The following is a 21,436-nucleotide window of genomic DNA, read 5'->3' as shown; positions in this document are numbered from 1 at the left end:
CCGCGCGCACACGCGAAAGGGCCCGGCATGATGCCGGGCCCTTTCTGTGACTGCGGATGTCAGCTCTTCGACTGGCCGTACGAGCCGAGCTGGCGGGTGGACTCGACCACGCGGGCGGCCATGGCCGACTCGGCGATCTTGCCCCAGGCGCGCGGGTCGTACTGCTTCTTGTTGCCGACCTCGCCGTCGACCTTCAGCACGCCGTCGTAGTTCTTGAACATGTAGTCGGCGATCGCGCGGGTGTACGCGTACTGCGTGTCCGTGTCGATGTTCATCTTGATGACGCCGTTGGCGACCGCGAGGGCGATCTCCTCGTCGGTCGAGCCGGAGCCGCCGTGGAAGACGAGGTCGAGCGGCTTCTCGCCGGTGTTGTACTTCGCGGCGACCTCAGCCTGGATCTCGCCGAGGAGCTCCGGGCGCAGCTTCACGCCCCCCGGCTTGTAGACGCCGTGCACGTTGCCGAAGGTGAGGGCGGCGATGTAGCGGCCCTGCTCACCGAGGCCGAGCGCCTGGACGGCCTGGTCGACATCGGCGAACGTCGTGTAGAGGGCCTCGTTCGAGCCCTCGTGCTGCACGCCGTCCTCCTCGCCGCCGACGACGCCGATCTCGACTTCGAGGATGGCGTTGATCGCCTTCATGCGGGGGAGGAGCTCCTTGGCGATCTCGATGTTCTCGGCGAGCGGTACCGCCGAGCCGTCCCACATGTGGGACTGGAAGATCGGGTTGCGGCCGGCCTTGACCTCTTCCTCCGAGGCGGCGATGAGCGGCTCGACGAAGCCCGCGAGCGCGTCCTTCGGGCAGTGGTCGGTGTGCAGGGCGACGGTGACCGGGTAGTTCTTGGCGACCTCGGTGGCGTAGCGGGCGAAAGCGAGGGCGCCGGTCGCGCGGGCCTTGACCGTGTGGCCGGCGAAGTAGTCAGCGCCGCCGGTGGTGACCTGGATGATGCCGTCGGAGCCGGCCTCGGTCAGGCCCTGGAGGACGGCGTTGATCGTCTGCGAGCTCGAGACGTTGAACGCGGGGTACGCGAAGCCGCCTGCCTTCGCGCGGTCGAGCATGTCGGCGTACTGATCCGGGGTGGCGACGGGCATGAGAACTCCTGCGGTAGGTGAAGCCGGGACAGCTGCCACTCTATCGGGGCGGGTGCGCGGGCACGGCAGGGAGGACAGCGCGGCGGCCGACACCTCCTTCGGATGCGTTAAGAATCGCGATTTCTTCGACCTCGCCGCGCGGAAAACGAGCCGGTCGGCGCCCTCACCCTCGTTAGGCTGGAGCCATGGTGAGTCTGACTGCCGACCTGAGTCCGCTGCGTCCCGACCGCAACCTCGCGATGGAGTTGGTGCGCGCGACCGAGGCGGCGGCGATCCGTGCCGTTCCGTTCATCGGTCGCGGTGCGAAGGAGGCTGCCGACGGCGCCGCCGTCGACGCCATGCGGGCGTTCCTCGGGACGGTCGACTTCCAGGGCCGCGTGGTGATCGGCGAGGGCGAGAAGGACAACGCCCCGATGCTGTTCAACGGCGAGGTCGTCGGCACAGGACGCGGCCCGCTGTGCGACATCGCGGTCGACCCCATCGACGGCACGTCGCTGACCGCGGCCGGTCGGCAGAACGCGCTCTCGGTGATCGCCGTGTCCGACCGCGACACGATGCTCGACGCCTCCAGCGTCTTCTACATGGACAAGCTCGTCACCGGGCCCGCGGGTGTCGGCGTCGTCGACATCCGCCTGCCCATCGGTGAGAACATCCGCAAGCTCGCCGGCGCGCTGGACAAGCCCGTCGACGAGATCGTCGTGTCGGTGCTCAACCGTCCGCGGCACGAGCAGCTCATCCAGGAGATCCGGGACGCCGGGGCCGGAACCCGCCTCATGAGCGACGGCGATGTCGCCGGCGGGATCAACGCCGCCCGCCACGACGCCCGCACCGATATGTGCGTCGGCGTCGGCGGCAGCCCGGAGGGCATCGTCACCGCGTGCGCGATCAAGGCCCTCGGCGGCCACATCCAGGGCCGGCTCTGGCCGCGGGACGACGACGAGCGCCAGCGTGGCATCGACGCAGGGCTCGACATGGACAAGGTCTACGAGGCGGACGACCTCGTGCAGGGCAACAACACGATCTTCGTCGCCACCGGCGTCACCGACGGCCAGCTCGTCGCCGGTGTACGCCGCGAGCGCGGCTACGTCTACACCGAGAGCGTGGTCCTCCGCGGCGCCTCCGGGACCCTCCGCCGGATCGCGTCGGAGCACCTCGTCTCGAAGTGGCTGTGAGGGCTCTCCCGCAGGCGTGATCCTGAGGAAGAACGCGGCCATCGTTACCGACCCGGTATCCCTTCCTGCACGGGTCGGCCCCGGTTCGGTCAGCCGCCGTGTCACAATTGTCACTGGGTTTGTCGCCGTCGACGGAGCCGCCAGGCACCGCAGGCACAGGAGGGCGAACGCATGACAACGCAGCACACGACCGGCTCGAAGAGCGCCGCGCCGACGAAGATCATCACCACGAACACCGGACGCATCCTCCGGGTGAGTGCCGATGCCGAAGCGGCCGCCGTGGCCCCGCCGGCACCGGTCGCTCAGCCGGCCGTCGATCCGGCTCGCCGCGCCGACGTGCTGTTCCGCGTCCGCCGTGCGGAGGGGCACGAGGTCAGCGCCTGGTGGATGATCGGGGCGTTCCTCGCCACGAGCGGGCTCGTCATCCTGCTGCTCAGCGGCGTCCCCGGCGTCGCCTGAGCCCCTTGCGACCGGTCGATCCGGTCGCTCCCGCTGTCAGCCCTCCCGGTCGGGGAGCGCAGCGGCGTGATCCAGACGCGAGCGGACCTCGCCGACATCCGCCTGCATCGTGTCGACGGTGGCGACAGCGTCGTCAGTCTCGGTCGGGACCAGGAGTTCCGGCGCGGTGAAACGCCGCCCGTCCGCGGTGATCGCCGCCACCGGAGCCAAGGCGTCCGCGTCGACGCCAGGGAACTGGCGGGCCGTGACGAGCACCCGCGACTCCAGAGATCCGGCGAAACGGTTGTAGCTGTCGACCGTGCGCTCGATGGCGCGTCGCAGGTCGTCCGCGTGACCCGCGAGCGTGCCGAGGCGCTCGTACAGCTGCGTGCCGAGCGCCAGCAGGCTGCGGGCCTCGGTGGACACCTCCTGCTGGGTCCAGGTGTAGGCGACCGTCTTGAGGACCGCCCAGAGGTTGACGGGGGAGGCGAGGGCCACTCGTCGGCTGAAGGCGTAGTCGAGCAGCGTCGGGTCCTCGTCGATGGCGGCGGCCAGCAGCGACTCGCTCGGCAGGAAGCAGATGACGAACTCCGGACTCGCATCGAGGCCTGACCAATAGGCCTTCTTGGCCAGGGCATCGACGTGCGCCCGGACCGCGCGGACGTGTTTCTGCATATGGGCACGACGCTGCGTTTCGTGGGCGTCGCCGAGGGGAAGGGCCGAGGCCTCGAGATAGGCGTCGAGGGGAACCTTCGCGTCGACCGCGATCGACGTGCCGCCCGGCAGGCGGACGACCATATCGGGGCGCCCCTGGCCGCGGTCGGACGTGATCGTCGCCTGCAGGTCGAAGTCGACGTGCCGGGTCAGCCCCGCGGCCTCGACGACACGGCGCAGCTGGGTCTCGCCCCAGACCCCGCGCGTGGATGTGGAGCGCAGGGCGCCCGCGAGCGACTCGGTGGTCGCACGGAGCGCTTCATCGGACTCCTGGGCGCGCCGGAGCTGCTCGGCGAGCGTGCCGAACTGCGCCTGCCGCTCGCTCTCGATCGCGGCGACCTTGGACTGCATCTGGTGCAGACTCTCGCGGACCGGGGCCAGGGCCTGCAGCACGGCGTTCTGCTGCTGGACGCGCTGCGCCTCCGCCCGCTGCTCCGAGCGGGCGTGCTCGACCGCGTCCCGGTAGAGGTCGTACTGGCGGTCGCGGTCGTCCCGTGCCGCCGCGAGCTCGGCCTGCGTGCGCGCCATATCGGCGGCGCTCCGCCCGGCCCGAAGGAACCAGCCGAGAGCGACGCCCGCCGCGAGGGCCACGAGCAGGAGAACGATCGACAGGGCATCCATGTGTCCATGATGTCGAGGGCATCCGACATCGCTCCGACGGCGCGGCCGGAGTCAGGCGACGGCGCGCTCCAGCGTCGGCATCGAGGGCTCGGTGACCCGCAGGCCGAGGGCGTCCGCGAGCCCGAACACGTCGAAGGCACCGGCACGGGCAGCAGCGTCGACGATGATCTGCGCGCACGCCAGGGCATCCGCCAGGGCGTCGTGATGCGAGAACTCCGCATACCCGGCCGCCGCGGCGGCGAGAGGCAGGCGATACGAGTCGAGCTGATACGTCTTCCGCGCCACCTGGAGGCTGCACAGCGACCGGTACGGCGGGCAGATCTGACCCGTGACCTCCGTCGCCCGGCGCAGCACGTTCAGGTCGAAGCCGGCGTTGTGGGCCACGAGCACGTCGGCGCCCGCGAAAGCGCAGAGGCGGTCGAACTGATCGACCCAGGTGGCCGCCGACAGCACGTGCTCGGGCCGGATGCCGTGGATGCGGACGTTCCATTCCTGGAACTCGTCGTGGCCGGGCGGCGGCTGGATCAGCCAGTTCGCGGTGGCGACGACCTCCCCGTCCCGCACCCGCACGAGTCCGACGGAGCACGCGGAGGCCGGGCTGGAGTTCGCGGTCTCGAAGTCGATCGCAGTGAAGTCCAGTGGCACGTGTTCACTCTCTCCCGGGCCTCCGACGTCGCCGCGCAGGCTCGCCGTATGCTGGCCACATGGCGGACGAACTCGCGAGGTCCTTCGGCGCGGCGGCCGGAAGCTACGAGGCCGGACGGCCCGAGTACCCCTTCGAAGCCGTCGCCTGGATGCTCGAGCCGATGGCGGACGGTGCGCGGCGGGTGGCGGACGTCGGCGCCGGCACCGGCAAGCTCACGCGGGCGCTCGTCGCCGCCGCGGACGCCGAGGTCGTGGCGATCGACCCCGACCCGGCGATGCTCGCCGCGCTGCGCGAGGCCGTGCCAGGGGTACCCACGTTCGTCGGGACCGCCGAAGAGCTGCCGCTGCCGGACGCGAGCGTGGATGCCGTCGTGCTCGGTCAGGCGTGGCACTGGGTCGAGCCCGCCGCCGCCTCCGCGGAGATCGGTCGTGCCGTGCGGCCGGGCGGCGTGTTGGGACTCGTCTGGAACCTCCGCGACGAGCGGGTCGAGTGGGTGCGACGGCTCACCGACATCATGCACGGGAGCAACGCCGAGATCATGCTCGCGGCGGGCGACCCCGTCGTCGGGGAGCCGTTCGGCCCGCTGACGCAGGAGCGCTGGGAGTGGTCGCGCCCCATGACACGGGAGCTCCTTCATCGCATGGCGGCCTCCCGCAGCGCCGTGATCACCGCCGACGACGCCGAGAAGGCGCGGATACGTCGCGAGATGGACGCCCTGTTCGACGAGCTCGGCCTGCACGGGGACGACGCGGTCGAGGTGCCGTACGTGACGAGGGCGTTCCGCGCGGTCCGTCGCTGAACAGGCGCCCGCGCCGTATCAGGCACCTCTCGTGGGTAAGTGCCTGATCTCGCGTGGGTGCCTGCGCCCCGCGAGGGGTGAGGAGGGGGAGAGCCGCGCAGGTAGACTCATACTCCGTGGCTCTCACTATCGGAATCGTCGGCCTGCCCAACGTCGGCAAGTCCACCCTCTTCAACGCTCTCACCAAGAACGACGTGCTCGCGGCGAACTACCCGTTCGCGACGATCGAGCCGAACGTCGGCGTGGTGAACCTGCCCGACCCGCGGCTTGAGAAGCTCGCGGAGATCTTCGGGAGCGAGCGCATCCTGCCCGCCGCGGTGTCGTTCGTCGACATCGCCGGCATCGTCCGAGGGGCGAGCGAGGGGGAGGGTCTGGGCAATCAGTTCCTCGCGAACATCCGCGAGGCCGACGCGATCGCCCAGGTCGTGCGCGGGTTCTCCGACGACGACGTGGTGCACGTGGACGGCGCCGTGAACCCGGCGTCCGACATGGAGACCATCAACGCGGAGCTCATGCTCGCCGACCTGCAGACGGTCGAGAAGGCGATCACGCGGTACGAGAAGGAGGTCCGCGGCAAGAAGATCGACCCGTCGGTCCTCGAAGCCGCGAAGGCTGCCAAGGACGCCCTGGAGCGCGGCATTCTGCTCTCCACCAGCGGCCTCGACCTCGACCCGATCCGCGAACTCGGGCTCCTGACGGTCAAGCCCGTGATCTTCGTCTTCAACGTCGACGAGTCCGTGCTGACCGACGACGCCCGCAAGGCCGAACTCGCGGCCCTCGTCGCGCCGGCGCAGGCGATCTTCCTCGACGCGAAGATCGAGTCCGAGCTCAAGGACCTCGACCCGGAGGACGCCGCCGAGCTCCTCGCTTCGACGGGGCAGGACGAGTCGGGCCTCGACCAGCTCGCCCGCATCGGCTTCGACACGCTCGGGCTGCAGACCTACCTCACCGCCGGGCCGAAGGAGGCCCGCGCCTGGACCATCCCCAAGGGATCGAAGGCCCCGCAGGCTGCCGGCGTCATCCACACCGACTTCGAGAAGGGCTTCATCAAGGCCGAGATCGTGTCGTTCGACGACCTCGTCGAGACCGGGTCCGTGCAGGAGGCCCGCGCCAAGGGCAAGGCGCGCCTGGAGGGCAAGGACTACGTCATGCAGGATGGCGACGTCGTGGAGTTCCGCTTCAACAACTGATTTTGCCTTTGATCAGGACTTTTGCATTCTGCAATGTGAAGACTTCCACGCAGTCGTGAGTTTTGATCCAACATTTGATCGTGAGTCGAGCCGTGAGGCGGCGCAGGTAGACAACAATGTGGCTGTCTCAATAGGCGTCGCGCCGTCGGATACTGCGAAGCTGGCCGCATGTCCCGTGTCATCCCACGAGCGCGAGCTCTGGCGCCCTTCACGTGGCGCTCGGGGGATGTTCTTGGTACGTCGAGGCCTGAACCTGCTGCCTCAATATTCGACGCGTCTCAAAAACTCGGAGCCGGTGATCGGCGTTCAGTCTTCGCGGAGCATTCTTCTTGTGCGTCCTCGAACATGGCCGCCGGGGTTTCGTGAGCGAGCGCCCGGGCTCTCGTGGTGCGATGAATGAACCGTGAGGGGGGCGTCTGGTGCCTGCACGAGTCTCCTCCTTCGCCGATGCGGTGACTGAGAGGCGCGAGGTTGCTCGAGCCGACGTTGCTTGAAGTGTGAGGCGATAACTTCCTGGAAGTCATGACTGCCAACCTTGAGGCTGGAAAGGTGGCAGAACCGCTGAAGAAGGTGGTGGGATCGCAGGTGCGTGGTCTCCGCATTCAGCGTCACCTGTCGCAGGAGGTCGCTGAGCGACTCGGAGATTCTGCCCGGTACCTGGGGCCGCCGGCAGTGGCCAAGAGCGCTTCGCTGCGTCTGAGCGACATGGCAGGATCAAGTCATGGATGTCCTCCCACTGGTGATCTCGGCCGTTTCGCTAGTGGTCGCCTGCGTCGGCACCTACCAAGCAAACAAGCGCGCGAAGGAGGCTCTCGCCGAGTCGCGCAAGGCGGCCGAGGATGCACGCTGGTTCGCGGTGCAGGAAGCCGTGCAGCGTCTCATCGGATTCGATCCCATCGCAGAGCCGGTGGGGGAGCGGCTGGCCAACCTGCGCATCACGTCGATCGCGCTCGTCGACCAGCTCGACGGCTGGGACGGCATCGACCCGTGGTTGGAGGCCGAGCGCACGCTGGGCGCGGCCATCGGCCGACAGGTCATGGAGGCAGCCAAGCCCGGCGACACCGTTGAACGGCGGGTGCGGAACCTGGACCCTCTGATGAGCTGGTCGCACGCGCTGAGCAGCAACCTGCGCCATCTCCGGTCAGCCGGCCACGACGCGGAAGCCCTTGCCAAGCTCCAGGCCAACGCGGAAGAGCTGGTGCAGGACATCCATGCACGTCACGGCTGGGATCTTCCTCCGCGATCCAACCCACGGATCCAGCCGTTGGAGTAGGCCCCTTCGCCTGGCAGCGAAGCGAGAGCAACCCGTGGTCCGTGGACCGCCTGCGCGCCGCGCCGCGGTCGCGACGTGTGTCGCCGCCAACTGGCACACTGAGGTCATGCCTCGAATTGCGCTCATCGCTGGAAACGACTTGGTCCAGCGCCTCGCCGGTGAGGCTGATCCTATCCGAGCGGTCATCGAGCTCATCTGGAACAGCCTCGATGCGGACGCCAACAAGGTGTCAGTCACTCTGGACCGCAACCTCGCGGACGGCATTGTTGGCGTCACCGTTCGCGACGACGGCCTCGGCATGAGCCCGGAACGCGTCGAGCAGGACTTCAAGTGGGTGGGGAACTCCTGGAAGCTCGGGGCGCGCGTTACCGAGCGTGAGAAGCGGCCCCTGCACGGCAGGCTTGGCCAGGGGCGGCTGCGCGCTTTCGCGCTGGGAACCCGCATCACATGGGAGACCGTTGGCCAGGATGCCACGGGCGCGTTCAAGAAAACTCGAGTTTCGTCGACCATTCATCATCGCAACGACTTCTCCGGCCCCGACCCTGTCGATGCCCAGGGGCCGACCTATACCGAGTTCCGAGCGGAAGGTCGCGACTCGCTTGGCCGCCTCGAAAGCGACGCTGCGCGGCCGCGCATTGGTGCTGCCCTTGCTTTGCATCTGCTGACTTTCCCGACGATCGACGTCCGGTACGACGGAGTCAAGATCGACCCTGCCGCAAGCATCGAGCGACAAAGGACACACGAGCTGAAGTGGTCCTACGACGGCGTCGATCGCCGAGCGGAGTTGAAGGTCGTCGAATGGCGGGACGTGAAAGGCCGGACGCTCTATCTCTGCGACGAGAAGGGGGTTCCTGTCGATGAGACGCCGATCAGGCGCTATGCCGATTTCAACTTCGCTGCGTACGTCCTTTGGGAGGACATGGCCGAGCATGCCAATGAGGTGCTGCTCGTCGATATGGAGCAGGAGACCTCCCTGCTCGGATCCCTGATGCAGGTCGTGGACTCCACGCTCGAGGACCACTTCGAGGCTCGCCGTGCCGAGCAGCGTCGCGAGCTCGTCGGACGCTGGAAAGAGACCAAGACCTACCCCTACGAAGGCGATCCTGCCTCGGAAGAAGAGGTGGTCGAACGAGCTACCTTCGACGTCATCGCGACCGCTGTGCGTCGGCACATCCCCAAGAAGCGCGACCAGGAGAAGCTGACGCTGGGTCTCCTCAAGGACACGCTCCAGCGGAATCCCGACGGTGTGAAGACGCTCTTGGACCAGTACGTGGGGCTCACTGACGGTGAGAGCGAAGAACTCGATCGGCTGCTTGAGCGCACCCCGCTCTCAAGGCTCATTCGGGCGACTACCGATGTGACCGACCGCCTGGACTTCCTGAGCGCTCTTCGCGAGATCGTCTTCAACCCCGAAGCTAAGGGACTGGTCAAGGAACGCGACCACCTGCACAAGATCCTCGAGCGCGAGAGCTGGGTGTTCGGGGAGCAGTTCAACATGATGAGCTCGGAGATCGGTCTCACTCGAGCGCTCGAGCAGCACCTCAGCGTGCTTGGCCGCGAAGGGGAGCCCACTACGAAGGTTACCAAGACCGACGGCAGCCAAGGCCGCCTGGACCTGATGTTCTCCCTGGGCGCGCCTGAGCACGAGACGAAGCGGCATCTGGTCGTTGAGTTGAAGGCGCCCTCTGTGGTTGCGTCGTACAAGGAGGCCAACCAGATCAAGGGCTATGCCCGCGCCATCGTCGAGGATCCGCAGTTTGCTGGCACCCACACCGTATGGGATTTCGTGCTCGTTGTGAACGACTACAACAACGACGTGCGGCGCGACATCAACCAGCGTGGCCGCGAGTCGGGGCTGCTCGACGAGTCAGAGCTCGACCCGAACTCCCCGCTGCGCTACCGGGTCTGGGTGCGTCGATGGTCGGAGATCCTCGAGTCCGCGGACCAGCGCTTGCTCTACTACAAACGCGGATTGCAGCACGATGCCTCCCTCCTCGACGTCAAGCGGTACCTTCACGAGCACCATGCAGACGTGCTGCCCGAGGGGCTGTTCTCGGAGGACGATCCGAGCTAGGTCGGGTGCCCACCTGGTTTCGAAAGGAAGGAGCATGCCTGTGGAGGCGCACGTACGGTTGCCTCACGTGATTGATGCTGCCCAGCAACTTGCCGATGGTCTTGAGAACCCCTGTCGCCTCGTCACGCTTCATCGTGATATCGACAAGCTGCACGATGACGACGGCAATAGGCTTGGGCAGTCCAAGAAGCAGCACGCCTTGCGCTGGGCGGTGTTCACGATGGCCTATGGGGCGATTGAAGCATTCTTCAACGACATATTGAGAGGCAATGACGACACACGGGTCATCCCTTTGAACCCGGGCAGACTCCGTGACGCAGGCGCAAAGCACGACGTTCGCCTCTTCACGAACGTATGGGCTGTGCGAACCCGAGCACTTCTTCAGGATCGACCCGGGCGGCGCTCTCGCTGGGTTGTCTACTCCGGAACGCAACAGCTCAACGCGTACCTTGCTGACATGAAATCTCTGCGAGATCTTCTGAACCATGGTCAGGATCCTCGTTCGGTTTCAAACCAATCGGGCGCGCTCTGGCCGCTCGCGGATGGCAGAAACTCGATGCGCCTCATGGGTGCCGAGGGATTCATCCAGGCATGCTGTGACCTCGCATCGCAAAGTGTGGTCGCGTACGGTGGGCGCGCCGCAGATCTGCCAAAATGGCCCGAGCCCAAACGGTCAGGTCTGGCCGCCGAGCCGAAGCCAGACCTCGAGCTCGTGCCGTAGTCGCGTCGACATCAGTACGGGCGTCGGTCACGCAACCACAGGTTGGTATGTGCCGGAACTTGGTGGAGCTTCGGTCCAACGTGTCGGCGCACATCGTGCGTCAGCGTGCAGGTTGGACGGGGCTTCAGTCGCCGCTGGAGCGGACGTGTGTCTCGCACTCGCTTTGGTCCGAGCTTGAGGGGGCCCGACATCTGGGGTGCGGTTGTGTCTGCCTGGATCGGCGGTGTCGGCAGCCTGATCGCAGCGTCGGTGGCTGAGGCGAGATCACTTCCCGTTCGATCACCAGGTTGGATGGGAACGCGTGCCAGATCGAGACGCGCGCGTGTCTCTTGCTACGAGCAGAAGCTCCAGTCATGTTTCGTCGGGCGATTGGCTAATGTGCACACTCTTGCATGGTCGCGCCGGATGGACCGGCTAGTCACCCAGCGTTGAGCCTCGTACCACGCAGTTGCGAGGCGAACTGTGGGTAGCGGTCGCCGCTAAGACTCGCCTTCACCCGCCCGATCTTTTCCATGAGGTCACTGAAATCCCGGTCAAACGTAGGCTCGGACACAGCAAGAACGTTCACGATTCGCGCGATGAAATCGAGCAACTGCTTCCGTGCGTCAAGCGCAACATAGTTGTAGTCAAAGCTGACGGAAGTATCGGTGAACGTGTCCTCGCTACGGCTTCTTAGCTGATGGACCCACTGTCCGTGCGCCAACCTGTTTCGATCGGTGATCACTGGAGCTAGGTCATGCCGTAGGAGAGCTGAAATCGTTTCAATGCGGTCGAACGCCTGAGGTGGAGCGACCTCGCTGAGATCCTGATGTGACATCACCTTGTAGTGGCGGCGTGCTGCAAAGTCGACAGAGGCGAGCCAGCGCTTGTCCTGGCTCTTTTCAAGCCAGATTAGCTGACGCTCACGGGCGTTAAAGCCGGTTGGGTCCTCCAAGATCTTGCGGAGCCGGGCCTCAGCGTAGACGCCCAAAAGGAGTGTGTGGACGATGCGCATTGCCTTTTCACTTGGCTCGTCGCTTTCGCGGATTGCGCGTTTGTGGGTTCGTTCCACTTGCGTGAGCGCTGAGGTGATAGCGCGTAAATTGTCGGTGTGCTTGCTGAACGCTGGGCTGCTGGGGTAACTGGTCATTGATCTACTCACGGACGCCGGACGGCATGTTCGAGACATGCCTTCTGGCGTCCGGGAGTCGAACCCGGTACTCACTCGGCGAACCGAGCCGCATTCCAAATGCGCCCCGCCCAACTGTAAATGTACACGGATCGGTCAACGAGGGCTAGGAGTCCTAGCAAAGGCAACGGCGAACTCTTGTTCGGTAGCGGAGATTCCGCTCAACTTGACGAGTGAGTTGGAAGGGTCGCTCGACGAAACCCGTGACTCGCCAGAGGTGTATCCGTGGCGGAACCCGGTGGAGTTCCGCTTCAACAACTGATCGCGTCGCGGTTCACCGGCCGTAGGGCCAGTAGCGGAACGTCGACTGCTCGCCCCGCTTCTTCGGGGGCAGCCGGTGGCCGTACTCGCCGACCACTTCATCGAACAGTGGACCTTCGGTGACGATCTCGAACCGGAAACCGCTCCGGCGCTCTGGGCCCGCGCCGATGTGCTTCCATGAACCCGGTTCGATTCTCAAGAGGGCGCGGGTCACGCCGCGATGCGCGGCGACTGCGAACTCGATTCCGCGCTTTTCCACCTCGCGCTCGGTGAACTTGAACCACTTCGACGCGGAGTGGCCGATCTCTGGAAGATGCTTGAGGCGTTCGGCTCGTGTCAGCCATGCGTTCTTGTATCCGTAACCCGTCAGTTCGGAACCATCGACGGCGACTTCCGGGCTGTCGACCCAGCCGCCGAGGGAGACGATCAGGAGTGGTTCGTCCGTGGTGAGTAGTGGCGCAGCCTTCTCCTCGTAGAGATCCTCCAGGCGGATGATGCCGTGCCCGCTCGACGCCTCGCGCCGGGCGTTCGAGAGCTGTTGCGCGTGCCCTTCGGGAAGCCTCGAAGCGCCGGAGTGCTTCGGCAGAACAGGCATCGAGCGCAGGAGGTCGATGCATGCAGCCTCGACCGCTGTGTACTCCTTCTGGGAGCTCATCCCGTGACGGACGATCCAGATCTCGGGTTCGTGGCCGGCCTCACGTATCGCTCGGATTCTCCTGATCTTCTCGCTTGTCGCGTCAGGATCCAGGGCCGCGGCGAGCATCGCGTCCGTCCCATGAGTGCTGTAGCGCTCCCCACGCCCTTTCCCGACGTAGAACGGAACGCCGGACTCCGGATCGACGAGCATGTAGACGTAGAGGCCCAGTTCGTCCGCGACTTGGCGGCGTACCTGTGTGTTCATCTGAGTGCTTTCGGGCATGGGTGCTCCTTGCGGCCTGGGGTGCCGGGCGCCATGCTATCGCCCAGCGGACGAGGCTCGTGAAGCTCGACGAGCCGGGCCGCCGAAGCGAGGTCTGGATCTCACTCGGTTCGCCTGGGAGAGTGGTGGGGTGCAGCAGGCAGAGACGAGTCCACCGCGCCTCCTGAGGAGAGCGTTGCCGGCGGTCGTCGTCGTGCTCGTGACGTGGCTGCTCCTCTGGCTGGCTCAGGGAGTGCCGACGGTGTGCGCACTCGCGTTCCCCTGCCCCACGCCGGAGGTCCGTGTCGCCCCAGCCCTCCTCTTCGGCGGGCTGCTGCTCGCGCCAACGGCCGTCCTGCTTCTCACGTCCGGATCGCGCCACGGGCGGAGCGGGGTCCGCGGCGGGGCGTGGGTGCTCCTGGTCGGCATGGCCGTCGTGGGCCTCGGTGCGGTGCTCTTCTCGGGCGGCTTCAGCATCGGTTTCGGTCGCTGACGTGCGACGGCTCAGCGCCGCACGCCTGCGTCGGGGCCGTGGCGGTCCTCGAACTCACGGAGCGCGCGCGTCGCGCGGCGGGTCTCGACGATACCGACGATGATCCCCGCGGCGAACACGATGATGCTGAGGACGCGCCACAGTCCCGCGGGGGCGTCCAGGAGGAACGCGACCGTCCAGCCGATCGTCATGACCGACGAGAACACGATCGCGTAGACGCCCCCGTTCCGTCGCCGCTCCAGCGCCATGCGCTGCTGGATGAGCGACGGCTCCGGTCCGCCCGCGGGCTCGCTCATATCCGGAGCGAGGTGCCCTCGCCGCTCGTGGCCGGAACCGGGTCCGCCGCGCCGGAGCGGGTGCGGAACCACAGTGTGAGCTCGAACAGAGCGCGCTCCATGGTGGACGCGTCCGCGCCGTCGACGAGGTCGTCGAAGGAGTCGCGGAAGCCCGTGGGGGCTGCTGTGCTCCCCGTGCGGAACGACCGGTAGCCCATCGACCAGTCCGAGAAGAGCCGGGCGGTGATCGGCGTCTCCCACAGGATGCGCATCGCGTGGTGACGCGGGTCGTCCGCGATCGTGTCGACGAGCTGACGCACCGCCTTGACCGGCCCTTCGAGGACCTGCAGGAAGCGGCCCTGACGGAACAGGAGCAGTCCGGTGATGTCGCGGGCCGCGTTGGACCGCCGGCACTGTTCGAGGAGCTGCTCCAGGGCGGTCTCCCGGAACGGCTGCGCCGCCGTGCTGGTGTAGACGAGGCGGAGCAGGCCGTCGGCCGTGGCCGCCGTCACCCCTGCACCAGCTCCGGAGTACCGAGGGCGGCATCGCCCTCCGAGGGGCCGGCGTGGGCGACGACCTCCGTGGTCGCGTCGCTCAACGTGGCGTGCAGACCGAGCGGCTGCGCGGACGCGGAGAACGCGGCGAAGCGGCCGTCGGGCTGACGGTCGACGTAGCCGAGGAAGTCTCCGCCGCGGCTTCCGACGTGGAAGCCGTCCTCGACGCACGCCCAGAGGACATCCGATGCGGGGCGGGGGGAATCAGGCACGGCTCCACCCTACGGCGGACGACCGACATCGCCGCGGGCCTTGCGCGCACCCGCCTTGATATGGCACACGGCCCGCACCCCGCCTCAGTCGCCGGCGCGCGGGCGTCCCGGTTCCCGCCAGCGCGGCGGCACAGGTGCCGGGGTGAGCGGCTCGACCCGATCCGGCGTCGGCAGGCTCACGGGAACGCCGGCGTGCAGGACGAGCTCCTCGTCGGCGTGCCGGATCGTCACCGGCTCTCCGGCGCTCAGTCGGTAGGTCGTCTCCGTCGGCGTGATGTCGACGTGCAGGATGCAGCCGTGCAGCCGGACTCCGAACGCGAGACGGGTGACGCCGTCCGGAAGCTGCGGCCGGAAGGACAGGCCGTGGTCTCCTTCCCGCATACCCCCGTAGCCGGCCGTCACGCCCGTCCAGATGCCGGCGAGTGCCGCGATGTGCAGTCCCTCGTCAGTGTTGCCGTGGAGGTCGTCGAGGTCGAGAGCTGCGAGCTCGGTCAGGTAGGCCGAAGCCCGTTCGAGATGCCCGACCTCGGCAGCGATCACGGCCTGGGCGGCCGCGGAGAGCGAGGAGTCTCGCACGGTGAGGGCGTCGTAGTAGGCGAACGCCCTGGCCTTCTCCTCCCAGGTGAACTCCTCGTGGGAGGTGTAGAGCGCCAGCACGAGGTCGGCCTGCTTCAGCACCTGCTTGCGGTAGATGTCGAAATACGGGAAGTGGCTGTGAAGCGGATACTCGTCGGGCGCCGTGGCGTCGAAGTCCCACCGGGCGTGCGCGGTGAAGCCCGCCGACTGCGGGTGCACCTGTCGCTCCTCGTCGTAGAGCACGGTCATGGCAGCGGCGGCGGACTCCCACGCGGTGATCTCGTCGTCGTCCACTCCGAGGTCGGCGGCGACGTCCGGGTGCCGTCGGACGGCTGCCACCGCTCCGCGGAGATTCCGGCGCGCGGAGAGGTTCGTGTACACGTTGTCGTCGACGACCGCGGTGTACTCATCGGGGCCGGTGACGCCGTCGATATGGAAGCCGCCGTCGTCACCCCAACGACCGAGGGACAGCCAGAGCCGGGCCGTCTCGACGAGGATCTCGGTGCCCGCGTCCCGCTCGAAGCCCTGGTCGCCGGTGGCCCGTACGTAATGCATCACGGCTCCCGCCACGGCGGCGTTGATGTGGAAGGCTGCCGTGCTGGCCGGCCAGTACCCGGAGCTCTCGCGCCCGTCGATGGTGCGCCAGGCGAAGGACGCGCCCCGGAGACCGAGCGTGCGGGCCCGCTCCCTGGCGTGGTCGAGCGTCGTGTGCCGCCAGCGCAGCGCCTGGAGTGCGGCATCGGGAGCCGTCGAGGTGAGCACGGGGAGCACGAACGCCTCGAAATCCCAGAACGTGTGGCCCTCGTAGCCGGAGCCGGTGAGGCCCTTGCCCGGAACGGATCGCGCCTCGGCGCGCGCCGAGGCCTGGAACACCTGGAACAGGGCGAAGCGCACCGCCTGCTGCAGGCGCGCATCGCCGTCGATGCGGACGTCGCCGCACTCCCAGTAGCGATCGAGGACCGCGCGCTGCCCTTCGAGCAGGGCATCCCAGCCCAGGCGGGCGGCCTCCTCCACCGCCTCCTCGGCCCGGTCCCGCAGGCTCTGCGGGGACAGGGATCCCGACCACTCGTGACCGACGAGCTTGACGATCTCCAGCTCTTCCCCGGCGGCGAGGTCCACGCGGATGCGGGTGCGCGAGAGGTCGCCGCCCGCCTCGACGGACACCCGGGGCGCATCGGCCGCGGTCGCCCGCACGATGTGGTCGGCGCTCACGGCGAGGTTCAGGCCGCTCCGTCGGGTCCGGTGCTGCAGCGTGGTCCGCGAACCCAGGATGGTCGCGTCCACCGCCACCAGCGGACGGGCGAGGAGTTCCTGGACGCGCGGGTCGTCGTGGGTGGTGGGCAGCGGCTCGTTCGCGAGCACTTCCGACAGCACGGTGACCGCGAGCGGGCCGTCGACCGCCGTCACGCGGTAGCGCACGGCGGCCAGCGAACGGTGTTCGAGGGAGACCAAGCGGGTCGAGGCGATGTGCACGCGCCGTCCCTCCGCGGACTCCCAGTCCACCTCCCGGTGCAGTGTGCCCGCGCGAAGATCGAGACGACGGGTGTGCGTATGCACCGTCCCGTGCTCGACGTCGAACGGCTCATCGCCGACCAGCAGGCGGATGAGCTGCCCGTTCGGGACGTTGATCACCGCCTGCCCCGTCTCGGGGTAGCCGTAGCCGTCCTCCGCGTACGGCATCGGATGATCCTCGAACACGCCGTTGAGATAGCTCCCCGCGACACCGCGCGGATCCCCTTCATCGAGGTTCCCGCGCCAGCCGACGTGACCGTTGGAGAGCCCGAAGACGGACTCCTCCTGTGCAAGGTGAGCGGGGTCGACGTTCTCGATGCCGACGGCCCAGGGCTCGACGGTGAAGCGCGCCGTCATCGCTTCGTCGCCTCGCGGCGAACGTCGGGGGAGGAGACGAGGAGGCCGAGGCGCATGGGGTTCCCTTCTTCCGGACCGTATGCGTCGACGGTATCCGCGTCGTCGCATCGGCACGAGGGAGTTGCGCCGTGTCGATCCGGTCGGGTAGGCGCTCAGCGGCGCACGCCTCGGCGGGGCAGCAGCACCGCCCCCAGGACCGCCACGATCGCCGCGGTGCGCCAGCCCGGGTGCACGCGCAGCCAGGTGGTGACGCTCCCGCGTCCGCGGTGCGGCAGCCCGCCGCGCTGCTCGGTGTCGCGGAGCGGGCCGAGGAGGTTCCCGAACCGCGCCTGCGCCTCTTCGGCCGTGCGCATCATCCGCGGGCCGAAGCGCCCCAGCGCGGCGTCGAGCACAGCGGGTGCCCCCCGCTGAACGCCGGTGAGCAGGAGGGCGCCACCGCCGACATGCATGGTGCGGGTGGGATGGACGGCGGCGTAGACGATCGCCCGCGCGACCGACCGGGCTCGGTAGTGCGGGTGCGGTCCGCTCGGACGGTACGTCATCCGACTGCGGGCATGGCGATAGATGGGTGTGTCGATGACGGCGGGACGGACGACGGTGATCGTGACGGGCGCGCGCTCGGCACGCAACTCGCGGCGGAGGGCGTCCACCGCCCCTTCCACCGCGTGCTTCGAGGCGGCATAGGCGCCGTGCAGCGGCATGGCGACGACCGCCTCGGCAGAGCTCACGACGATGATTGTCCCGCCCGAGCGGCGCAGCGCGGGCAGCGCCGCCTGGATGCCGTTGAGCTGTCCGACGACGTTGATCTCGAGGATCCGACGGAACTCCTCGGGGGTCGTGTCGGCGAGCGGGGCATAGAGGAGTACGCCGGCGTTGCCGACCCAGGTGTCGATCCGGCCGAACGCGTGCGTGATCTGGTCGACCGCGTCCTGCACCGCCCGGCGGTCGGAGACGTCGCACACGATCCCGCGGACGTCCCCGCCTTCCGCGGCGATCTCCGCGACCGTCTCGGTCAGCGCCTGCTCACCGCGGGCGAGCAGGACGACGGATGCTCCCGCTCTCGCGAAGCCGAGGGCCGCCTCCCGGCCGATCCCGCGGGAGCCGCCGGTGACCACCACCACCTGCGCATCGAGGGGCGGCCGCCGTGCGCGTGTGCGCGGCGACCGCCCCTTCCGGATGACCGGTGTCCGCATCTCACTCCTTGTGGAGCGCGTCCTGCGCCGCGCCGGCGACCTTCTCCACGACGTTCGGCAGCTCGGTGGTGCCGTAGAAGCGCGCGTCGGGGTGGGTGGGCGGGGGCATCTCGGCCGTGGTCGTCGGACCCTCGTGGTAGCTGAACTCGCCGTGTCCGTCCGGGGTCGGACCCGATGCCCAGGTGCCCTCGGCGGCGGCAGGGCCATCGCTGAAGTTGAGGTACTGGTACGAGACGTCTCGGTGCTCCTTGGACAGCGGGAAGTTGCTGGGCACGGGCAGCTTCTCGGCGCCCTCGGCCTTGAGCTCCTCCGCGGCGGCGAGCCACTGGTTCTGATGCATGGTGTCACGGGCCAGGAGGAAGCTCAGCAGGTCCCGCACGCCGTGATCGTCGGTCATGTGGTAGAGGCGGGCGACCTGCACCCTGCCCTGCATCTCGGCGTTGGCGTTGGCCATGAAGTCGGCGAGGAGGTTGCCGCTCGCGGTGATGTACGAGCCCTGCCACGGGTTGCCGTTGCTGTCGACCGGGCGTGCGCCCGCGCCGGCGACGATGCCCTGCTGCACGTCGGTGCCGCCCACGATCGCGGCGACCGTCGGGTCGTCCTGCACGGCGTCTTCGGTGATACCGAGCGGGGACTTCTCGAGGAGCTGCGCGATCATGACGGCGAGCATCTCGACGTGCCCCATCTCCTCGGCTCCGATGCCGAAGACCAGGTCGCGGTACTTGCCGGGGATGTGCATGTTCCAGGCCTGGAACTGGTACTGCAGCGCGACGGTGATCTCGCCGTACTGCCCGCCGAGGACCTCTTGCAGCTTGCGGGCGTAGACGGCGTCCGGGGCCTCGGGCGTCGCGGAGAATTGGAGCTCCTGTCGATGGAAGAACATATCGAGCCTTTCTCTTCTGGGGATGGGCTGGCCATGCAACGCCTGGTCGGCCGATCCACTCAGGGCCTTTCCAAACCCGGAAGCGCCTGGGACAATCCCTCTCGGCCCGCGCAGTGCCGCGACGACCGTTAGCCGGTACGCAGCGACGGCGTCAAGCCCCGTCCGGAGAGCCGGTCCTCCGGGCAGGCTGTCCTCCATGACGGAGGAGACGGCGGCAGCGCAGGATGCGATCGGCGCCTTCCTCGGGTCCCACGTCGACGAGATGGTCGAGCGTCTGTCGGCCTGGGTCGGCATCCCCTCCGTGTCGGCGGACCCCGAGCGTCGCGTGGACGGTGTGCGGTCTGCGCACTGGATCGCCGGCGAGCTGCGCGATGGGGGCTTCACGACGGCGCTGCTGCCGGCAGGCGACGCGATCACCGTGTTCGCCGAGCGGCCGGCCGCGCCGGGAGCGCCGACGGTCCTCGTCTACACGCACCACGACGTCCGCCACGCCAAGCCGGAGGAGTGGAGCGAGACGGCGCCCTTCACTCCGGTGCTCCGCGACGGACGGCTCTACGGCCGCGGTGCATCGGACGCGAAGGGCCAGGCGCTCGCGCACGTCTGGGCGCAACGCGCGCTCGCCGCCGTGGACGGCCCAGACGCAGGTGTGCACCTCAAGCTGCTCATCGACGGCGAGGAGGAGATCGGCTCGCCCCACCTCGAGGAGCTGCTGGGGGGAGACCCCGCACGGTTCGCGTGCGACCTCGTGGTGTTCTCGGACACCCTGCAGTGGGAGGTCGATTCCCCGGCCCCGGTCACCTCCATGCGGGGGACGCTCACCGCGACTCTCACGGTGCAGGGCCCCGACCGAGACGTGCACAGCGGTGCGGCGTCGGGTGTGACGGTGAATCCCGCGCTCGTCCTGTCCCGCGTGCTCGCGCAGTTGCACGCCGAGGACGGGAGCATCGCGATTCCCGGCTTCTACGACGACGTGCCGACGGTCAGCGACGAGCGTGCGGCGGAGCTGGAGGCGGTGCCGTTCGACGCGGACGACTGGGCGCGGCGCACCGAGACCAGGGTCATCGTCGGGGAGGAGGGCTTCACGCCGAAGGAGCGCCTCTGGGTGCGTCCGGCCATCGAGGTGATCTCGCTGCTCGCCGGAGACCCCGAGGGCATCGAGCGTTCCGTCATCCCCCGGGAGGCCATGGCGTCGCTGAGCATCCGGACCGTGACCGGCCAGCGCAATCACGACGTCGCCGATCTGCTCCGCGCCTTCATCGCCGATGTCATGCCGTCGGAGGCGACGTATCGCTTGGAGGTCGACGAGGACATCGCGCAGGAACCGTACGCCTCCCCGCCAGGGCCGATGCGCGACGCCCTGGAGCGCGCCCTCGCCCGCGGCTACGGCCACGCGGTGCAGGGGCGGATGGGGAACGCCGGGGGAGGGCCGGCGGAGCTGCTGTCCCGGGAACTCGCCGCCCCGGTGATCTTCCTCGGTACGGGGCTGCCGGAGGACCACTGGCATGCGAGCGACGAGAGCATCGATCTGCGGATGCTCGTCCGCGGCGCTGCGACTCTCGCGCATCTGTGGCGCGAGCTCGCCGCCGCCTGAAGACTCCGCCGGGGGATGCGAGGAGGAGGCTCGTCCCCCGGCGGGCTACGCTGGACGCAGGCGCCACCGCCCCGGTGCCCGGTCGCAGGAGCCCGGTGCGGACGACGCCTGCGAACCTGACACCGACGGCTTGAGGAGAACGACGCCGATGACCGACACCCAGATCTTCGAGCCCGAGGGCCGCGCCATCCCCTTCGTCGACGAAGGCGATGGGCCGGTCAAGCTCGTGCTCATCCAGGAGCGCGGCCTCGCCGCCGACGTGCTCGGAGTCGTCGGTCACTACCTGGCCGAGGAGGCCGGATTCCACGTGGTGCGGATCGGCCATCGCGCAGATGACGCCGACACCTCGATCGACGACCGTGTCGCGGACGCGCTCGCCGTCATCGACCACATCGGCCTCGGCGACACGTGGATCGGCGGCCATGGCTTCGGCGGCACGGTCGCGCGCTCCTTCGCGCTGGCGCACCCCGACCGTGTGAACGGTCTGGCCCTCCTCGGCGTGGAGGATGTGGACACCCCCCTGGCCCCGGTCATCCCCGTACTGCTGATCCAGGGGACGGCCGACGAGGTCACCCCGCCCGCGAACGCCGAGAGCCTACGCGGCACGGCTCCGGAGCGCGCCAGCATCAAGGTCGTCGAGGGCGGGGACCATCTCTTCCCGATGACGCACCCCATCGAGACGGCTGTGGTGCTCGAGGAGTACCTCGACTGGGACTGAGCCCGACCG

At 68.3% G+C, this 21,436-nt stretch carries 21 protein-coding genes; 10 read left to right on the top strand and 11 right to left on the bottom strand.

The annotated features are described in order from the left end of the window. Positions 1 to 59 precede the first annotated feature (59 nt). On the bottom strand, positions 60 to 1,088 hold the full coding sequence (gene fbaA, locus CYL12_RS07200) for a class II fructose-bisphosphate aldolase (RefSeq protein ID WP_025103954.1): 1,029 nt from the start codon (positions 1,086 to 1,088) through the stop codon (positions 60 to 62). A gap of 185 nt (positions 1,089 to 1,273) precedes the next feature. On the opposite strand from fbaA, the gene glpX reads away from it, so the two are divergent. Together glpX and CYL12_RS07190 are read left to right on the top strand one after the other, a co-directional pair. Continuing rightward, entirely contained in the window at positions 1,274 to 2,260 is a 987-nt protein-coding gene (gene glpX, locus CYL12_RS07195) for a class II fructose-bisphosphatase (RefSeq protein WP_060922697.1), read from the top strand. A 171-nt stretch (positions 2,261 to 2,431) separates the two neighbouring features. After that, positions 2,432 to 2,719 carry a hypothetical protein gene (locus CYL12_RS07190; protein WP_025103956.1) on the top strand — a complete coding sequence of 96 codons (288 nt, stop codon included), beginning with the start codon at positions 2,432 to 2,434 and terminating at the stop codon, positions 2,717 to 2,719. A 36-nt stretch (positions 2,720 to 2,755) separates the two neighbouring features. Here the strand turns inward: CYL12_RS07190 and CYL12_RS07185 are convergent, their stop codons facing one another. After that, on the bottom strand, positions 2,756 to 4,033 hold the full coding sequence (locus CYL12_RS07185) for a DNA recombination protein RmuC (RefSeq protein ID WP_101846792.1): 1,278 nt from the start codon (positions 4,031 to 4,033) through the stop codon (positions 2,756 to 2,758). A 51-nt stretch (positions 4,034 to 4,084) separates the two neighbouring features. Continuing rightward, entirely contained in the window at positions 4,085 to 4,678 is a 594-nt protein-coding gene (locus CYL12_RS07180; RefSeq protein WP_101846789.1) for an exonuclease domain-containing protein, read from the bottom strand. A 59-nt stretch (positions 4,679 to 4,737) separates the two neighbouring features. Here CYL12_RS07180 and CYL12_RS07175 point away from each other — a divergent pair, with 59 nt between their 5' ends. The 5 genes from CYL12_RS07175 to CYL12_RS17150 all read left to right on the top strand — a co-directional run bounded on the left by CYL12_RS07175 (position 4,738) and on the right by CYL12_RS17150 (position 10,736). After that, entirely contained in the window at positions 4,738 to 5,478 is a 741-nt protein-coding gene (locus CYL12_RS07175) for a class I SAM-dependent methyltransferase (RefSeq protein ID WP_101846787.1), read from the top strand. Positions 5,479 to 5,594: 116 nt separating this feature from the next. After that, entirely contained in the window at positions 5,595 to 6,668 is a 1,074-nt protein-coding gene (ychF, locus tag CYL12_RS07170; RefSeq protein ID WP_101846786.1) for a redox-regulated ATPase YchF, read from the top strand. A 721-nt stretch (positions 6,669 to 7,389) separates the two neighbouring features. Next, positions 7,390 to 7,941 (top strand): hypothetical protein, encoded by a 552-nt coding sequence (locus CYL12_RS07160; RefSeq protein WP_101846784.1) that lies wholly within the window; start codon positions 7,390 to 7,392, stop codon positions 7,939 to 7,941. Between the two features lie 106 nt (positions 7,942 to 8,047). Then, positions 8,048 to 10,015, top strand: a complete 1,968-nt coding sequence (locus tag CYL12_RS07155) for an ATP-binding protein (protein WP_158297119.1) — start codon at positions 8,048 to 8,050, stop codon at positions 10,013 to 10,015. Positions 10,016 to 10,082: 67 nt separating this feature from the next. Continuing rightward, positions 10,083 to 10,736 (top strand): hypothetical protein, encoded by a 654-nt coding sequence (locus CYL12_RS17150; RefSeq protein ID WP_158297118.1) that lies wholly within the window; start codon positions 10,083 to 10,085, stop codon positions 10,734 to 10,736. A 418-nt stretch (positions 10,737 to 11,154) separates the two neighbouring features. Here CYL12_RS17150 and CYL12_RS07150 read toward each other — a convergent pair whose 3' ends face one another. Together CYL12_RS07150 and CYL12_RS07145 are read right to left on the bottom strand one after the other, a co-directional pair. Then, positions 11,155 to 11,865: a hypothetical protein gene (locus tag CYL12_RS07150; protein WP_158297117.1), complete on the bottom strand. Its 711-nt coding sequence runs from the start codon at positions 11,863 to 11,865 to the stop codon at positions 11,155 to 11,157. A 313-nt stretch (positions 11,866 to 12,178) separates the two neighbouring features. Next, entirely contained in the window at positions 12,179 to 13,084 is a 906-nt protein-coding gene (locus CYL12_RS07145) for a GIY-YIG nuclease family protein (protein ID WP_158297116.1), read from the bottom strand. A 130-nt stretch (positions 13,085 to 13,214) separates the two neighbouring features. Here CYL12_RS07145 and CYL12_RS07140 point away from each other — a divergent pair, with 130 nt between their 5' ends. Beyond that, the gene (locus CYL12_RS07140; protein WP_199399202.1) at positions 13,215 to 13,556 is read left to right on the top strand and encodes a hypothetical protein; all 342 of its coding nucleotides are present in this window, start codon (positions 13,215 to 13,217) and stop codon (positions 13,554 to 13,556) included. 11 nt (positions 13,557 to 13,567) lie between these two features. On the opposite strand, the gene CYL12_RS07135 is transcribed toward CYL12_RS07140, so the two are convergent. The 6 genes from CYL12_RS07135 to CYL12_RS07110 form a co-directional block, all read right to left on the bottom strand. After that, the gene (locus tag CYL12_RS07135; RefSeq protein WP_101846772.1) at positions 13,568 to 13,852 is read right to left on the bottom strand and encodes a hypothetical protein; all 285 of its coding nucleotides are present in this window, start codon (positions 13,850 to 13,852) and stop codon (positions 13,568 to 13,570) included. Then, entirely contained in the window at positions 13,849 to 14,343 is a 495-nt protein-coding gene (locus tag CYL12_RS07130) for a BLUF domain-containing protein (protein WP_101846769.1), read from the bottom strand. The genes CYL12_RS07135 and CYL12_RS07130 overlap by 4 nt, the downstream gene beginning before the upstream one ends. Next, positions 14,340 to 14,597: a hypothetical protein gene (locus CYL12_RS07125; protein ID WP_199399201.1), complete on the bottom strand. Its 258-nt coding sequence runs from the start codon at positions 14,595 to 14,597 to the stop codon at positions 14,340 to 14,342. The genes CYL12_RS07130 and CYL12_RS07125 overlap by 4 nt, the downstream gene beginning before the upstream one ends. Before the next feature lie 84 nt (positions 14,598 to 14,681). Continuing rightward, the gene (locus tag CYL12_RS07120) at positions 14,682 to 17,042 is read right to left on the bottom strand and encodes a glycoside hydrolase family 65 protein (RefSeq protein ID WP_101846766.1); all 2,361 of its coding nucleotides are present in this window, start codon (positions 17,040 to 17,042) and stop codon (positions 14,682 to 14,684) included. A gap of 152 nt (positions 17,043 to 17,194) precedes the next feature. Continuing rightward, positions 17,195 to 18,235 carry an SDR family oxidoreductase gene (locus CYL12_RS07115; RefSeq protein ID WP_101846764.1) on the bottom strand — a complete coding sequence of 347 codons (1,041 nt, stop codon included), beginning with the start codon at positions 18,233 to 18,235 and terminating at the stop codon, positions 17,195 to 17,197. 1 nt (position 18,236) lies between these two features. Then, positions 18,237 to 19,118 (bottom strand): manganese catalase, encoded by an 882-nt coding sequence (locus CYL12_RS07110; protein WP_085606628.1) that lies wholly within the window; start codon positions 19,116 to 19,118, stop codon positions 18,237 to 18,239. Between the two features lie 196 nt (positions 19,119 to 19,314). Here CYL12_RS07110 and CYL12_RS07105 point away from each other — a divergent pair, with 196 nt between their 5' ends. Next, a complete protein-coding gene (locus CYL12_RS07105; RefSeq protein ID WP_199399200.1) occupies positions 19,315 to 20,709 on the top strand; it encodes a M20/M25/M40 family metallo-hydrolase in 1,395 nt (464 codons plus the stop codon). A 148-nt stretch (positions 20,710 to 20,857) separates the two neighbouring features. Continuing rightward, complete coding sequence (locus CYL12_RS07100; RefSeq protein ID WP_101846762.1) at positions 20,858 to 21,427, top strand: alpha/beta fold hydrolase; 570 nt, start codon at positions 20,858 to 20,860, stop codon at positions 21,425 to 21,427. Positions 21,428 to 21,436 lie beyond the last annotated feature (9 nt).

Origin of the sequence: Zhihengliuella sp. ISTPL4 (assembly GCF_002848265.1) — a bacterium.
Classification (GTDB): domain Bacteria; phylum Actinomycetota; class Actinomycetes; order Actinomycetales; family Microbacteriaceae; genus Microbacterium.
The sequence above is the reverse complement of the archived record's forward strand: the minus strand, read 5'-3'. Positions and strand labels throughout refer to the sequence as shown.